The sequence below is a fragment of the Pseudomonas gingeri genome (assembly GCF_013385635.1).
Lineage (GTDB): Bacteria > Pseudomonadota > Gammaproteobacteria > Pseudomonadales > Pseudomonadaceae > Aquipseudomonas > Aquipseudomonas gingeri_A.
On record NZ_JACAPR010000012.1, the window covers coordinates 171,967 to 186,267 of the forward strand.

General features: G+C 58.9%; 15 protein-coding genes. 8 read left to right on the forward strand and 7 right to left on the reverse strand.

Annotated elements, in window-relative coordinates; all coding sequences use genetic code 11:
* Nucleotides 1–69: 69 nt before the first annotated feature.
* Nucleotides 70–249, forward strand: coding sequence for a PA3496 family putative envelope integrity protein (locus HX851_RS39545; RefSeq protein WP_017126307.1), 180 nt, complete (start codon nucleotides 70–72; stop codon nucleotides 247–249).
* A 136-nt stretch (nucleotides 250–385) separates the two neighbouring features.
* On the opposite strand, the gene HX851_RS39550 is transcribed toward HX851_RS39545, so the two are convergent.
* Nucleotides 386–1,012: a response regulator transcription factor gene (locus HX851_RS39550; RefSeq protein ID WP_017129960.1), complete on the reverse strand. Its 627-nt coding sequence runs from the start codon at nucleotides 1,010–1,012 to the stop codon at nucleotides 386–388.
* 909 nt (nucleotides 1,013–1,921) lie between these two features.
* Here HX851_RS39550 and HX851_RS39555 point away from each other — a divergent pair.
* Entirely contained in the window at nucleotides 1,922–2,461 is a 540-nt protein-coding gene (locus tag HX851_RS39555) for a hypothetical protein (protein WP_177057757.1), read from the forward strand.
* A gap of 171 nt (nucleotides 2,462–2,632) precedes the next feature.
* Here HX851_RS39555 and HX851_RS39560 read toward each other — a convergent pair whose 3' ends face one another.
* Nucleotides 2,633–3,850 carry an argininosuccinate synthase gene (locus tag HX851_RS39560; RefSeq protein ID WP_177057758.1) on the reverse strand — a complete coding sequence of 406 codons (1,218 nt, stop codon included), beginning with the start codon at nucleotides 3,848–3,850 and terminating at the stop codon, nucleotides 2,633–2,635.
* A gap of 129 nt (nucleotides 3,851–3,979) precedes the next feature.
* Nucleotides 3,980–4,885: a flagellar protein MotY gene (locus HX851_RS39565; RefSeq protein ID WP_177057759.1), complete on the reverse strand. Its 906-nt coding sequence runs from the start codon at nucleotides 4,883–4,885 to the stop codon at nucleotides 3,980–3,982.
* Between the two features lie 156 nt (nucleotides 4,886–5,041).
* Here HX851_RS39565 and pyrC point away from each other — a divergent pair, with 156 nt between their 5' ends.
* Together pyrC and rnt are read left to right on the forward strand one after the other, a co-directional pair.
* Nucleotides 5,042–6,088 (forward strand): dihydroorotase, encoded by a 1,047-nt coding sequence (gene pyrC, locus HX851_RS39570; protein ID WP_177065258.1) that lies wholly within the window; start codon nucleotides 5,042–5,044, stop codon nucleotides 6,086–6,088.
* Nucleotides 6,085–6,762 (forward strand): ribonuclease T, encoded by a 678-nt coding sequence (gene rnt / locus HX851_RS39575; protein WP_017126314.1) that lies wholly within the window; start codon nucleotides 6,085–6,087, stop codon nucleotides 6,760–6,762. The genes pyrC and rnt overlap by 4 nt, the downstream gene beginning before the upstream one ends.
* A 76-nt stretch (nucleotides 6,763–6,838) precedes the next feature.
* Here the strand turns inward: rnt and HX851_RS39580 are convergent, their stop codons facing one another.
* Nucleotides 6,839–7,441 carry a peroxiredoxin gene (locus HX851_RS39580; RefSeq protein ID WP_177065257.1) on the reverse strand — a complete coding sequence of 201 codons (603 nt, stop codon included), beginning with the start codon at nucleotides 7,439–7,441 and terminating at the stop codon, nucleotides 6,839–6,841.
* A 298-nt stretch (nucleotides 7,442–7,739) separates the two neighbouring features.
* Here HX851_RS39580 and HX851_RS39585 point away from each other — a divergent pair, with 298 nt between their 5' ends.
* Nucleotides 7,740–7,958, forward strand: coding sequence for a bacterioferritin-associated ferredoxin (locus HX851_RS39585; protein ID WP_177057762.1), 219 nt, complete (start codon nucleotides 7,740–7,742; stop codon nucleotides 7,956–7,958).
* A 199-nt stretch (nucleotides 7,959–8,157) separates the two neighbouring features.
* A complete protein-coding gene (gene bfr / locus HX851_RS39590) occupies nucleotides 8,158–8,631 on the forward strand; it encodes a bacterioferritin (protein ID WP_017126317.1) in 474 nt (157 codons plus the stop codon).
* A 117-nt stretch (nucleotides 8,632–8,748) separates the two neighbouring features.
* Here bfr and grxD read toward each other — a convergent pair whose 3' ends face one another.
* The 3 genes from grxD to plzR form a co-directional block, all read right to left on the reverse strand.
* Nucleotides 8,749–9,087, reverse strand: coding sequence for a Grx4 family monothiol glutaredoxin (gene grxD / locus HX851_RS39595; RefSeq protein ID WP_177057763.1), 339 nt, complete (start codon nucleotides 9,085–9,087; stop codon nucleotides 8,749–8,751).
* A gap of 247 nt (nucleotides 9,088–9,334) precedes the next feature.
* A complete protein-coding gene (locus HX851_RS39600; RefSeq protein ID WP_177057764.1) occupies nucleotides 9,335–11,440 on the reverse strand; it encodes a molybdopterin oxidoreductase family protein in 2,106 nt (701 codons plus the stop codon).
* 137 nt (nucleotides 11,441–11,577) lie between these two features.
* Nucleotides 11,578–11,868, reverse strand: a complete 291-nt coding sequence (gene plzR / locus HX851_RS39605) for a PlzR type 4 pili assembly inhibitor (RefSeq protein ID WP_177057765.1) — start codon at nucleotides 11,866–11,868, stop codon at nucleotides 11,578–11,580.
* 430 nt (nucleotides 11,869–12,298) lie between these two features.
* Between plzR and argF the strand changes: the two genes are divergently transcribed.
* Nucleotides 12,299–13,219, forward strand: coding sequence for an ornithine carbamoyltransferase (gene argF, locus HX851_RS39610; protein WP_177057766.1), 921 nt, complete (start codon nucleotides 12,299–12,301; stop codon nucleotides 13,217–13,219).
* Nucleotides 13,216–14,274, forward strand: coding sequence for an ABC transporter ATP-binding protein (locus HX851_RS39615; protein WP_177057767.1), 1,059 nt, complete (start codon nucleotides 13,216–13,218; stop codon nucleotides 14,272–14,274). Before argF ends, HX851_RS39615 begins: the two co-directional genes overlap by 4 nt.
* The last annotated feature ends 27 nt before the right edge of the window (nucleotides 14,275–14,301 follow it).

Consider the following 14,301-nt stretch of genomic DNA (forward strand, 5'->3'; position numbering starts at 1 on the left):
CTTTTTTACCCGACAGGTATTTATCGTTATAAGGAGCGCCAACGGCAGTCTTAGCCCGGAGTTGACTTTATGAGTACCGATAAAGAAGCACTGGATGTAGAGGACGACCTGATGCAGGTCGATTCGGACGAAACAGAACCTCCGGTGGAGGTAGCGAAGACCAATCTGAGCAAGCGTCGCACCATCGACAACCTGCTGGAAGAACGCCGCCTGCAAAAGCAGCTGGCTGATTACGATTTTGATCTGTAAGTGATGTAGATCCGCCCATCAAAAGCCTCCTGATCGGAGGCTTTTTGGCTATGACGACTCGTCTGTCGTACCGCCCTCATGACCCTGAGGTCACCCACTCTCCCTGCATGCGGCCCGAATGATGCGCCTGTTCGTCTCAAACCAGGCCATTGCGCTGGGCGAGCTCGATCAGGTCAACCAGTGAGCGGGCATTCAGTTTCAACAACAAGCGTGTCTTGTAGGTGCTGACCGTCTTGTTGCTCAAGAACATCCCATCGGCAATTTCCTTGTTGCTTTTGCCCCTGGCCAGTTGCTGCAGGACCATCATTTCACGACCCGAAAGCCGGTTGACCATGTCCGCCTCACTGGCATTGCCCATGCTCGAGCGCACGGTGTGCAACGCCTGGTTGGGGAAATAGCTGTAGCCGGAAAGAACAGCCTTTATGGCACTCAGCATTTCGGTGAGGTCCTGCTGCTTGCATACATAACCGGCAGCGCCCGCTTGCATGCAACGCATGGAGAAATGGCCGGGAGCCTGTGAAGTAAGTACCAGCACTTTGAAAGAGAGCCCCATGGAAGTTAGACGAGCAATGACTTCCAGCCCGTCCAGCTTGGGAATTCCAATATCGAGTATAACAATATCCGGTGCATGCTCTCGCGCCAGTTGCAAGGCATCCACGCCGTTGTCCGTCTCCGCAATGACTTCGTAGCCATGCCGTTCCATCAGCATGCGTACGGCAAGGCGAATGACGGGATGATCATCCACGATCAGCACTTTATTCATGGGCAAGTCCAATTTTCGCTGTTCGAATTTTCAGAGTCAGCACAATAGCCTAGTCACAACCTCCTGGGCATAGCGCCTACCCCGAGCAGTACCAGCCAAAGACCTTCCCTACAAACAACAAGGATTTACCCTACAAAAAAAGCACCGCAAGAAAAGTGCTGTTTTCAGGAGCGAGGTGACAATCGATTTATCCAACAGTCAAGAACGTTACCTCATAACCATCTGATCCGCCGTAGGGATGCAGCTTCATGATGCAGGAGAAGATGCAGATAAACAGGATGGGCAAACACCTGCACGCAAGACGCTATCCGTCACACATAAACATTAGAGACGCCAGGCGCTGAGTGTCTAATGGTTTTCTGCAACAAGAAATAACCCTTCCCCCGAGTGCTCTCCCGAAGATCATCAGCAGAGAGCCGCCGGAGCTGGAGCTGAAAAACGTCAGGACACACTGAAAACAAACACCGCCACTACTCCACTATACGGCCACCGGAAGGAAACATTAAACATCCAGCATCCTGCCCGGCGCCCTGTAAGTGCAGATATGACAGCACGTGTAAAAGCGCTTTTGAATAGTCTTCATGTGTATTTGAATACCGGATTGCCTATCATGAAAAACCCCTGATATATTTCCAGCAATAGCTCTTTCGACTTCCAGTAAATACCACCAAAACATTTAAATCCATCACCCTCGCAACTAAAGGAAACGTACTACGCAGCACAGGGAATACTTACCAAATATTTAAAACCAGCTTTTCGAGAAAAAAACAAACAATTGAGCGGCATATTTTTCTTGCAAACCATATGTTCTCCCGCTAGCTTTTTAAAACAGGAAACACCATAACAACTGACTTTTTCAGACGAAAACGTCACGACGGCCTATCCCCCTTTACGAGCAGGCTATACTTCATGAAAAACACCACCATAAACAAACAGAAGAACAACTACAAACCCCATGATCTAGAGTTCGCCATCAGCGAGTTCATCAAGCGCGGCGGAGCGATAGAGTCCGCCTCGGCCAAAGAAACGATCAGGGATAATTGTGAAACCCTGATCCCCGCGGAAAAACAAATCGACACAAAGGAAGAATATGCAAGAAAAGTTGAGTTACTGAAAAACCTCATAACAAAGGGTGCTGGAATATCTGCCCTGCAATACTCATTGAAAATGAATAAAGGCGAGATAAGAAGAATTGCCCAGGAACAAGGGTTGAGGATCCCCCATCGCCGTCCATTGTCCACGACCCGAAAATACCGAAGTACTCTTTCAGAGCCTGCCGACTCACTCGCAGACGATGTAATCGCCGGACACGCCATGCACTACGCTGCATTGGGATATACCGCCATGGAGATTGCCCAGGCGCTGGAACTGACGGTCCGCCAGGTATGGGAGCTCGGCAGGAGCTATCGATTCGAACTCAGGCATCATCGAGACGACCCAAGGGAATGAACACCAGGTTTATTCCCAGATGAAGAGAACCTCTCCCTACCCTGTCTCCCGCCTGATACCCCTTCCGCCTGACCGCATAGCCCGACGCTCCCCAGGAGCCACCGGAACATCGATTACCGGGCAAAAAAAACCCCAACCTGCCGGCCGGGGTTTTTCATGCAAACGGGCGGATCAGAACAGCTTGCGCCCTTTGTTTGCGGCAATGCGCATGCGCAGTGCGTTCAGCTTGATGAAGCCTGCCGCGTCAGCCTGGTTGTAGGCGCCGCCGTCTTCTTCGAACGTCGCGATATTGGCATCGAACAGCGACTCGTCGGACTTGCGCCCGGTCACGATCACGTTGCCCTTGTACAGTTTCAGGCGCACCACACCGTTCACGTGTGCCTGGGACGCATCGATCATCTGTTGCAGCATCAGACGCTCAGGGCTCCACCAGTAGCCGGTGTAGATCAGGCTGGCGTACTTGGGCATCAACTCGTCTTTCAGGTGAGCGACTTCACGGTCCAGGGTGATCGACTCGATCGCCCGGTGCGCGCGCAGCATGATGGTGCCACCTGGGGTTTCGTAGCAGCCGCGGGACTTCATGCCCACATAGCGGTTCTCGACGATATCCAGACGACCGATACCGTGTTCGCCACCGATGCGGTTCAGGGTCGCCAGCACGGTGGCCGGGGTCATTTCGACGCCGTCCAGCGCGACGATATCACCGTTGCGGTAGGTCAGCTCCAGGTACTGAGCCTTGTCGGGAGCGTTCTCCGGGGAGACGGTCCAACGCCACATATCTTCTTCGTGCTCGGTCCAGGTGTCTTCCAGCACGCCGCCTTCATAGGAGATGTGCAGCAGGTTGGCATCCATCGAGTACGGGGATTTCTTCTTGCCATGACGCTCGATCGGGATCGCGTGCTTTTCAGCGTAATCCATCAGCTTTTCACGGGACAACAGGTCCCATTCGCGCCATGGAGCGATGACCTTGACGCCAGGCTTGAGGGCGTAGGCACCGAGTTCGAAACGAACCTGGTCGTTGCCCTTGCCGGTAGCGCCATGGGAAATGGCATCGGCGCCGGTTTCGTTGGCGATTTCAATCAGGCGCTTGGCGATCAGCGGACGTGCGATGGAAGTACCCAGCAGGTACTCGCCTTCGTAGACGGTGTTGGCGCGGAACATCGGGAAGACGAAATCACGCACGAATTCTTCGCGCAGGTCGTCGATATAGATCTCTTTCACGCCCATGGCCTGCGCCTTGGCACGGGCAGGCTCGACCTCTTCGCCCTGACCCAGGTCAGCAGTGAAGGTCACCACTTCACAGTTATAAGTATCCTGCAGCCACTTGAGGATCACCGAAGTGTCCAGGCCGCCGGAATACGCGAGAACGACCTTGTTTACGTCGGCCATGCCATCACTCCACGGGGTTGTACGGAAAGACGTCGATTCTACCGACCAAAACCATGGATTTACAGGGGCGCGACAGCTAAGGACGACAAAGCGACAGATAATGTCGAACGGGCGACGACGACAGCCGATTCAGGAAGTCGCCGCCGCATTTCCCGCCGATGCGGTCGGGGCCGGCTTTTCAGGCGCCGGGACGCGCTCGAGGTGAATATTGACCCGGCGGTTCTTCGCCCGGTTGGCGGGGTTGGTATTGGGTGCCAGCGGATAACGCTCGCCATGGAAACGCATGACGATCTGCGACTCCGGGATGCCGTTGGCCTTGAAGAACTCCATCACCGAAAGGGCACGACGACGCGACAGGTCGCGGTTGGTCAGGCGATTGCCGCTGTTGTCCGAGTGCCCGTCGAGTTCGATGTGATTGACGCTCGGGTCAGCCTTGATGAAGTCAAGCATCACCTGCAACTGGGCCTTGGCCTGGGCGTCGAGGTCGATGCCACCACCGGGAAAACCGATCTCGGTCTGCTTCACCTGCTCGAAGTTCTTCGGCAGCAACTTGGCGGTACAGGCCTGGAAGTCGCTGTAGGCCTGGGTGAACTTCACCGGTAGCAGCCGCACTTCGGAAACCCCGCCGTCCCGCGAGTAATGGCGGATGACCGGGCTGCGGCCATCGAGCAAGCCGTGGAACAAACCACCGGCCTGGCCCTGGGAACTGTTGAACAGGACATCACCGTTGCCGACCTTCACCGATCCCAGGTTGATATCGCCACGCCCGGGTTGCCAGGGCGCGGCTGCGGCCAGCAGGGTCGCCGAACCACCGCCGAGCACGTGGTTATAGGATTTCAGGCGAAAGATCGCCTGCTCGCCGGCGCGGCGCACGAACTCGCCCGAACCGAAGTCGGTGATCGGCTGGGCCAGCCGGCACTCGAACTTGTCACCTTCCACCTTCCACTCGATGCTCTCCAGACGGGTCTGGAAGGTCAGCGCCATGGCGGGCAGGCTGGCGAACATACTGAGCAGGGCTAAATAACGCTGGCGCACGGGAGGCTCCAATGGTTCCACGACTTTGAGACTGGCGTACCGGTTCTACGCCATACGTTCTGGATATCGGTCGCTTGCGGCAAAACTTGATAGCGGGTGCCTGAGAGAGTCTTTTCCGGTAGCATTCCCATCAGTTCGACCCGCCTGGAATCCCCAATGTCCGACCGCCTGACCCTGCTGCGTCCCGACGACTGGCATATTCATCTTCGCGATGGTGCTGTGTTACCCCACACTGTAGCGGATGTTGCGCGCACCTTTGGTCGCGCCATCATCATGCCCAACCTGGTGCCTCCGGTACGCAACGCCGCCGAGGCCAATGCCTATCGCCAGCGCATTCTCGCGGCGCGGCCGGCCGGCAGCCGTTTCGAACCGCTGATGGTGCTCTACCTCACCGATCGCACCCAGCCCGAGGAAATCCGCGCCGCCAAGGCCTGCGGTTTTGTCCACGCAGCCAAGCTCTATCCGGCCGGCGCGACCACCAACTCGGACTCCGGCGTGACCAGCGTGGACAAGATCTTCCCGGTCCTGGAAGCCATGGCCGAAGTCGGCATGCCCCTGCTGATCCACGGTGAAGTGACCCGCGGCGACGTCGACGTGTTCGACCGCGAGAAGCTGTTCATCGACGAACACATGCGCCGTGTGGTCGAACATTTCCCGACGCTGAAAGTCGTATTCGAGCACATCACCACCGCCGACGCGGTGCAGTTCGTCAACGAGGCTTCAGCCAACGTCGGCGCGACCATCACCGCGCACCACCTGCTCTACAACCGCAACCACATGCTGGTGGGCGGTATCCGGCCGCACTTCTACTGCCTGCCGATCCTCAAGCGCAACACCCACCAGCAGGCTCTGCTCGACGCCGCCACCAGCGGCAGCGAGAAGTTCTTCCTCGGCACCGACTCGGCCCCCCACGCCCAGCACGCCAAGGAAGCCGCCTGTGGTTGCGCCGGCTGCTATACCGCTTATGCAGCCATCGAGCTGTATGCCGAGGCATTCGAACAACGCAATGCCCTGGACAAGCTCGAAGGTTTCGCCAGCTTGCACGGCCCACGCTTCTACGGCCTGGAACCGAACAGCGAGCGCATCACCCTGGTCCGCGAAGAGTGGACCGCCCCTGCCAGCCTGCCATTTGGCGAGCTGTCCGTAATCCCGCTGCGCGCCGGTGAAAAACTGCGCTGGCGCCTGCTGGAGGAAACGCTGTGAGTGAAGACCATTTCGATGACGAACTGGAAGGCAATGGCAACTCAGGTGGCTCCCGTCACCCGATGGCCGCGCGCTTTCGCGGCTACCTGCCGGTCGTCGTCGATGTAGAAACCGGTGGCTTCAACGCCGCCACCGATGCGCTGCTGGAAATCGCCGCGACCACCATCGGCATGGACGAAAAAGGTTTCGTGTTCCCCGAGCACACCTACTTCTTCCGGGTCGAACCCTTCGAAGGCGCCAATATCGAGGCCGCGGCCCTGGAGTTCACCGGGATCAAGCTCGATCACCCGCTGCGCATGGCCGTCAGCGAAGAAACCGCGCTGACCGACATCTTCCGTGGGGTGCGCAAGGCGCTGAAGGCCAACGGCTGCAAGCGCGCGATCCTGGTCGGACACAACAGCAGCTTCGACCTGGGCTTCCTCAACGCCGCCGTCGCGCGCCTGGACATGAAACGTAATCCGTTTCATCCGTTCTCCAGCTTCGACACCGCCAGCCTTGCCGGCCTGGCCTATGGCCAGACCGTGCTGGCGAAGGCCTGCCAGGCCGCCGATATCGACTTCGATGGTCGTGAAGCCCACTCTGCGCGCTACGACACCGAGAAGACCGCCGAACTGTTCTGCGGCATCGTCAATCGCTGGAAGGAAATGGGCGGCTGGGAAGACTTCAACGACTGATCGCTTGCCAGCGCAGATCCCGCCCATAAAAAAACCGGCCCTCAAAGGCCGGTTTTTTTGTCCGTGAAACGACGGCTTACAGCTTGCCGGCGTTCTCGGTCAGGTACTTGGCAACGCCTTCTGGCGAAGCGTCCATGCCCTTGTCGCCTTTTTTCCAGTTGGCCGGGCAGACTTCACCGTGCTCTTCGTGGAATTGCAGGGCGTCGACCAGACGGATCAGCTCTTCCATGTTACGCCCCAGCGGCAGGTCGTTGATGATCTGCGAACGGACAACACCCTTGTCGTCGATCAGGAACGCGCCACGGAAAGCCACGCCATCGACGGACTCGACGTCGTAGGCCTTGGCGATGTCGTGCTTCATGTCGGCAGCCATGGTGTATTTGACCTTGCCGATGCCGCCATCATTGATGGCAGTGTTGCGCCAGGCGTTGTGGGTGAAGTGCGAGTCGATGGAAACGGCAACCACTTCAACGTTACGCGCCTTGAAATCGTCCATGCGGTGGTCCAGGGCGATCAGCTCGGACGGGCAGACGAAGGTGAAGTCCAGCGGGTAGAAGAACACCAGGCCGTATTTGCCTTTGATGGCCGAGGACAGGGTGAAGCTGTCGACGATTTCGCCATTGCCCAGTACGGCCGGGACGGTGAAGTCGGGGGCTTGTTTGCCTACGAGTACGCTCATTGGATATCTCCTGGTGTAGTAACGTTCAGAACAAGATCGCACCCAGCCTGCCAGCCTTGAGCGACAAGCCTGTGACACGATCCCGTTTCCTTGGAACCGACCATCATACACCGCGTTTTTTGACGTTCCTAAACGGTTTTTGCAAAGTCGCCCCCGACGCCGATTACCACGCGCCACCCCCCGTTCGTCAGCCAACGACCGATCTGACAAAAAGCTTACATAAACCACTTTGACAATCATTCTCGTTAACATTAAGATCCATGGCAATTGAGCCCTAACCAGCGACGGTTCTCACCTTATGTATGTCTGCCTCTGCACTGGCGTCACCGACGGACAAATCCGCGATGCGATCTTCGAGGGTTGCTGCAGCTACCGCGAAGTGCGTCAGGCCACCGGTGTTGCCAGCCAATGCGGCAAATGTGCGTGCCTGGCCAAGCAAGTGGTACGCGAAACCCTGACCGAACTGCAAAGCAGCCAGGCAGCCTTGCCCTACGCGGCAGAATTTTCAGCGGCGTAAATGCCGCGATTCAAAGAACCGGACTTAGTGTCCGGTTTTTTTATGCCTGTAATTCAATCGCTTAGCCTCAAGACGCGGAACACAAACATTCTTATTCCGATTAATTTTCATATATTATTCAATAACTTAGGTTTGACACTCGAAGTTGTCGGGATCAAACTCTGCCTTATAGACAGCTATTACAGGGCAGGACCCCATCATGAAAGGCGACAAATCAGTCATCCAGCATCTCAACAAGATCCTTGCCAATGAACTGGTCGCGATCAATCAATACTTCCTGCATGCCCGCATGTATGAGGATTGGGGCCTGAACAAGCTGGGCAAGCACGAGTACCACGAGTCCATCGACGAGATGAAACACGCGGACAAGCTGATCAAGCGCATCCTGTTCCTCGAGGGCCTGCCGAACGTGCAGGACCTGGGCAAGCTGCATATCGGCGAGAACACCAAGGAAATGCTCGAGTGCGACCTGAAGATTGAAAGAACAGGCCACAAGGATCTGAAAGAAGCGATTGCCCACTGCGAAAAGACCGGTGATTTCGGCAGCCGTGAACTGCTGGAAGATATCCTCGAGTCCGAAGAAGAACATATCGACTGGCTGGAAACCCAACTGGGCCTGATCGATAAGGTCGGCATCGAAAACTATCTGCAATCGCAGATGGGCGACGAATAACCCGCCCCCAATAAAAAGCCCCGCACTCTTGTTCAGAGTGCGGGGCTTTTTTATAGGTGCCGGATAAGCAGACACCTATTCCTGCAGGAGCCGGCTTGCCGGCTCCTGCAAGGCCGATCAGGCTTCGGTCTTGGCCGCGGCTTTCTCGGCAGCGTCCTTGACCAGGGCTTGCAGCTCACCGTTGGCGAACATTTCAGCCATGATGTCGCTACCGCCAACCAGCTCACCGCCGACCCACAGTTGCGGGAAGGTTGGCCAGTTGGCGTACTTTGGCAGGTTGGCGCGAATTTCCGGGTTCTGCAGGATGTCCACGTAGGCGAACTTCTCACCACAGCCCATGACAGCTTGAGCGGCTTTCGCGGAGAAGCCACATTGTGGGGCATTCGGCGAGCCTTTCATGTAAAGCAGAATGGTGTTGTTGGCAATCTGCTCTTTAATCGTTTCGATGATATCCATGGAACACCTCGGCTAAACTTTCCGACTCAGTTGTCGGCACGGTGACGCATTGTATCGGAAAGCCGAGCGTGGTGCTCGGTCTCCCCGACGGATATCGCTCTGGCATGGCCGCCTGCGGCGGTTCGTCGGAACGCCGCCCGGACCAAGCCCACAATGTCCCCCAGCGATACACAAATTCCAAGCCTTGCTCGAAACTTGTAGGAGCTGGCTTGCCTGCGAACCGCGCAGCGACCAGGCGACATACCACTCAAGCCGCCGCCACCCGCACCGGCACTCCGTTCAGCGCGGCATTGCCCGACAGCTCGTCGAGCTGGCGCTCATCGGTCAGGTCATTGGCGCTGGAACCCGGCTGACCGCTGGCGATCGTCATCTGCACACCCGGCCGTGCATGTCCCCAGCCATGGGGCAGGCTCACAACTCCCGGCATCATCTCGACGCTGGCGAGCACCTCGACCTCGATCACCCCGACCCGCGAACTGACCCGCACCCGCTGCCCGTCATCGAGCCCGCGGCTGGCCAGGTCGTCAGGGTGCATCAGCAACTGGTGGCGCGGCTTGCCTTTCACCAGCCGGTGGTAATTGTGCATCCAGGAATTGTTGCTGCGCACATGCCGCCGTCCGATCATCAGCAGTTCGCCCGCCTCGGGCAGCTGCTGCGCGGCGAAGCGCGCCAGATCAGCGAGGATCTCCGGTGGAGCGGCCTGGATACGTTGCTCCGGGGTTTTCAGACGCTTGCCAAGATTCGGCCGCAGAGGCCCGAGGTCGACGCCATGGGGATGCCCGGCCAGGGCCTGTACCGACAACTTGTGCTCGGAGGCATCGCCATAACGCCCCAGGCGCAGCCCCATGTCGATCATCTGCGCCGGTGGCATCGTCGGCTTCAACTCCTTGCCCGTCATTGCGGCAAACGACTTGGCCAGGCCGACAAAGATCTCCCAGTCGTGCAGTGCCCCCTCCGGCTTGGCGAGGATCGCCCGGTTGAAACGCGTGACGTTGCGCACGGCGAACATATTGAACGTCGTGTCGTAGTGATCGTTCTCCAGTGCGGAAGTCGAGGGCAGGATCAGGTCGGCGTAACGGGTGGTTTCATTGATATACAGGTCAATGCTGACCATGAACTCCAGACCATCCAGCGCCTGTTCCAGCTGGCGGCCGTTGGGTGTCGACAACACCGGGTTGCCGGCCACGGTGACCAGTGCGCGTACCTGCCCTTCACCTTCGTTGAGCATCTCCTCGGCCAGCGCCGACACCGGCAGCTCGCCACCGTACTCCGGCAAGCCGGAGACGCGGCTCTGCCAACGGTTGAAATGCCCGCCCCCGGTCGAAGCCACCAGGTCCACCGCCGGGCTGGTGCACAATGCACCGCCGACCCGGTCGAGATTGCCGCTCACCAGGTTGATCAATTGCACCAGCCAGTGACAGAGGGTGCCGAAGGCCTGGGTGGAAACCCCCATACGCCCATAGCAGACGGCCTTGTCCGCCGCCGCGAAATCCCGCGCCAGTTGCCTGATCTGCCCGGCGGGCACGGCACACAGCGGGCTCATGGTTTCAGCCGTGAACCCCGCCACGGCCTTGCGCACTTCATCCAGGCCATCCACCGGCAGATGACTGTCGCGGGTGAGGCCTTCCTGAAACAACGTATTGAGCAGGCCAAAAAGCAGAGCCGCATCGCCCCCGGGACGTATGAACAGGTGCTGATCGGCCATGGCCGCGGTTTCGCTGCGTCGCGGGTCGATCACCACCAGCTTGCCGCCGCGAGCCTGGATGGCTTTCAAGCGCTTTTCCACATCCGGTACGGTCATGATGCTGCCGTTGGAGGCCAGCGGATTGCCGCCCAGGATCAGCATGAAGTCGGTGTTGTCGATGTCCGGGATCGGCAGCAGCAGCCCGTGGCCGTACATCAGGTAGCTGCTCAGGTGCTGCGGCAGCTGGTCGACCGAGGTCGCGGAGAACCGGTTGCGGGTCTTCAGCAAACCGAGGAAATAGTTGCTGTGGGTCATCAGCCCGTAATTGTGCACGCTGGGATTGCCCTGGTAGATCGCCACGGCGTTCTGGCCATGGCGGGCCTGGATCGCCCCGAGGCGCTCGGCAACCAGCGCAAAGGCCGCCTCCCATTCGATCGGTTGCCATTCGCTGCCGACCCGCAGCATGGGCTGGCGCAAGCGATCCGGATCATTCTGGATATCCTGCAGGGCCACGGCTTTCGGGCAGATATGGCCACGGCTGAAGGTGTCCTGGGCGTCACCCTTGATCGAGGTGATCTGCACCCGGTCTTCGCTGCGGGTGGTTTCGATGGTCAGGCCACAAATGGCTTCGCACAGATGGCAGGCACGGTGATGAAGAGTCTTGGTCATGGCCAGTCTCTGTTTTATTCGGGGCAACCTCGCTCAGGTTGCGGGAATAGAACTATGGCCCGTGACGGATAAGCCCGCCAGCGACGTTCGTCTTGTGAATCGAGGGGCATCAGGCGAGCCGATGACACTCGCGAAGATCAGGCCAGGGGCAGCCTGGGGGCGGGTTGCAATTGGATTTCCTGGATGGTTTCGACCTGTTCGTGGGCCACATGCACACCGGTCAGCTCACCGATAAGGCGCCAGTGATCGTCGAGACCGGAACTGATGGTGGCCATGCGGTCAATCATTCGCCGCCCGGCCGCGCGCGTGACCTCGTCTTCACTGCGTAACAATTCGAAAGACATTGACGTCACCGAAGCGGTCATGTGCGTCAGCGTCTGCGCGGTCAGCTTCAGCAACTCCATGAGTTGTTGTTCCTTCGATTCCATTCCAAAGCCTCGGTGTGTCTGCAGTGATACATTTATAACCTAGCAGCATTGTTTAGGAAATGTTTCCGCTTTTGACCGAGAGCGTGATGCTGCACGCAAACACCCCGACCGGAGATCCGGAAAACGACCAGAAGCCGCCTGTAGCCGTCCCCTTCAATTGCCAAGCGACGCTGCGCCAGTGTACAAGTGCACCGGCTGTAATGATGGCAACAGGCTTGGACAGACGTGGAAAAACCGCTGGGGACAGCTCCATTCCCTCGCTACAACGCGCCAAAACAAAGCCTCCTATTGGTAACACGCGACATTTTCTTATACGATCGCGTCTTCCCCTATTTCGTCGCCCCGTGCGGCTTACGCCGCAGGTCTCGCCCGTTTTTCCGAAAAACCCGGCTTTGAGTATCTGCGGTCTGTTGCAAAAAGGTAGTTAATGATGAGCGCAAGGCACTTTCTCTCCCTGATGGATTGCACGCCCGAAGAGCTGGTCAGCGTGATTCGTCGAGGCATCGAGCTGAAGGACCTGCGTGATCGCGGTGTACTGTTCGAGCCACTCAAGGGTCGGATTCTCGGCATGATCTTCGAGAAGTCCTCGACACGTACCCGCGTCTCGTTCGAAGCCGGCATGATCCAGCTCGGCGGCCAGGCGATCTTCCTCTCGCCGCGCGACACCCAACTGGGCCGTGGCGAGCCGATCGGCGACAGCGCCATCGTCCTGTCGAGCATGCTCGACGTGGTCATGCTGCGTACCTTCAAGCACAGCACCCTGACCGAGTTCGCCGACAACTCCCGCGTACCGGTGATCAATGGCCTGTCCGATGACCTGCATCCCTGCCAGTTGCTGGCGGACATGCAGACCTTCCTCGAACATCGCGGCTCGATCCAGGGCAAGACCGTGACCTGGATCGGCGACGGCAACAACATGTGCAACAGCTATATCGAAGCGGCGATCCAGTTCGACTTCCAGCTGCGCGTCAGTTGCCCCGAGGGCTATGAGCCCAGTCCGGCACTCCTGGCCCTGGCCGGCGAGCGGGTCCAGCTGGTTCGCGACCCACGGGAGGCCGTGCGCGGTTCGCACCTGGTCAGCACCGACGTCTGGACCTCCATGGGCCAGGAAGAAGAAACCGCCAAGCGCCTCGCCCTGTTCGCGCCGCTGCAAGTCACCCGCGAACTGCTCGACCTGGCCGCTCCCGACGTCCTGTTCCTGCATTGCCTGCCGGCCCACCGTGGCGAGGAAATCAGCCTCGACCTGCTCGACGACCCGCGTTCGGTCGCCTGGGACCAGGCCGAGAACCGCCTGCACGCGCAAAAGGCCTTGCTGGAGTTTCTGGTCAAGCCGGCGTATCGCCCGGCATGAGTCATCCCCTGCTGTTGAATCTGCACAACCTGGCCTGCGGTTATCAGGACCAACGGGTAGTGCAGAACCTCAACCTGCACTTGAACGCCGGTGATATCGGCTGCCTGCTGGGCTCCTCCGGTTGCGGCAAGACCACCACGCTACGCGCCATCGCCGGTTTCGAGCCGATCCACGAGGGCGAGATCCAGCTGGCGGGCGAAGTCATCTCCAGCGCCGGGTTTACCCTGGCCCCGGAGAAACGCCGGATCGGCATGGTGTTCCAGGACTACGCGCTGTTCCCACACCTGAGCGTCGCGCAAAACATCGCCTTCGGCATTCGCAAGCATCCGCAACAGGCTCGTGTCACCGACGAGTTGCTGGAACTGGTCAACCTCAAGGGCCTGGGCAAGCGTTATCCCCATGAGCTTTCCGGCGGCCAGCAGCAACGCGTGGCCCTGGCCCGGGCATTGGCTCCGGAGCCGCAGTTGCTGCTGCTCGACGAACCCTTCTCCAACCTCGATGGCGAACTGCGGCGCAAGCTCAGCCACGAAGTACGCGACATCCTCAAGCTGCGCGGCACCAGCGCGATCCTGGTCACCCACGATCAGGAGGAAGCCTTTGCGGTCAGCGATCATGTCGGCGTGTTCAAGGAAGGTCGGCTGGAGCAGTGGGACACCCCGTACAACCTCTATCACGAGCCGGCGACACCGTTTGTCGCCAGCTTTATCGGCCAGGGCTACTTTATTCGCGGACAACTGAGCAGCCCGGAGTCGGTACAGACCGAGCTGGGCCTGCTGCGTGGCAACCGGGCCTATGCCTGGCCGGTGGGCGGCCCGGTGGATGTGCTGCTGCGTCCCGACGATATCGTCCACGCGCCCCACAGCCCGCTGAAAGCCAGGGTCATCGGCAAGACATTCCTCGGCGCCTCGACCCTCTATCGCCTGCAATTGCCGACCGGCAGCCAACTGGAGTCGATCTTCCCCAGCCATGCCGATCACCGGCCGGGAGACGATGTCGGAATTCGCGTCGCGGCCGAACACCTGGTGCTGTTCCAGGCGTCAAACCACGCCGCCTGAGTCGAAGCGGCGGCTCAGCTCCGGTTC

Bases quoted from the DNA above. Each gene is read 5' to 3' on its own strand.
- HX851_RS39545 (WP_017126307.1), top strand. From the start codon at position 70: ATGAGTACCGATAAAGAAGCACTGGATGTAGAGGACGACCTGATGCAG.
- HX851_RS39550 (WP_017129960.1), bottom strand. From the start codon at position 1,012: ATGAATAAAGTGCTGATCGTGGATGATCATCCCGTCATTCGCCTTGCC.
- HX851_RS39555 (WP_177057757.1), top strand. From the start codon at position 1,922: ATGAAAAACACCACCATAAACAAACAGAAGAACAACTACAAACCCCAT.
- HX851_RS39560 (WP_177057758.1), bottom strand. From the start codon at position 3,850: ATGGCCGACGTAAACAAGGTCGTTCTCGCGTATTCCGGCGGCCTGGAC.
- pyrC (WP_177065258.1), top strand. From the start codon at position 5,042: ATGTCCGACCGCCTGACCCTGCTGCGTCCCGACGACTGGCATATTCAT.
- HX851_RS39580 (WP_177065257.1), bottom strand. From the start codon at position 7,441: ATGAGCGTACTCGTAGGCAAACAAGCCCCCGACTTCACCGTCCCGGCC.
- HX851_RS39585 (WP_177057762.1), top strand. From the start codon at position 7,740: ATGTATGTCTGCCTCTGCACTGGCGTCACCGACGGACAAATCCGCGAT.
- bfr (WP_017126317.1), top strand. From the start codon at position 8,158: ATGAAAGGCGACAAATCAGTCATCCAGCATCTCAACAAGATCCTTGCC.
- grxD (WP_177057763.1), bottom strand. From the start codon at position 9,087: ATGGATATCATCGAAACGATTAAAGAGCAGATTGCCAACAACACCATT.
- HX851_RS39600 (WP_177057764.1), bottom strand. From the start codon at position 11,440: ATGACCAAGACTCTTCATCACCGTGCCTGCCATCTGTGCGAAGCCATT.
- plzR (WP_177057765.1), bottom strand. From the start codon at position 11,868: ATGGAATCGAAGGAACAACAACTCATGGAGTTGCTGAAGCTGACCGCG.
- argF (WP_177057766.1), top strand. From the start codon at position 12,299: ATGAGCGCAAGGCACTTTCTCTCCCTGATGGATTGCACGCCCGAAGAG.
- HX851_RS39615 (WP_177057767.1), top strand. From the start codon at position 13,216: ATGAGTCATCCCCTGCTGTTGAATCTGCACAACCTGGCCTGCGGTTAT.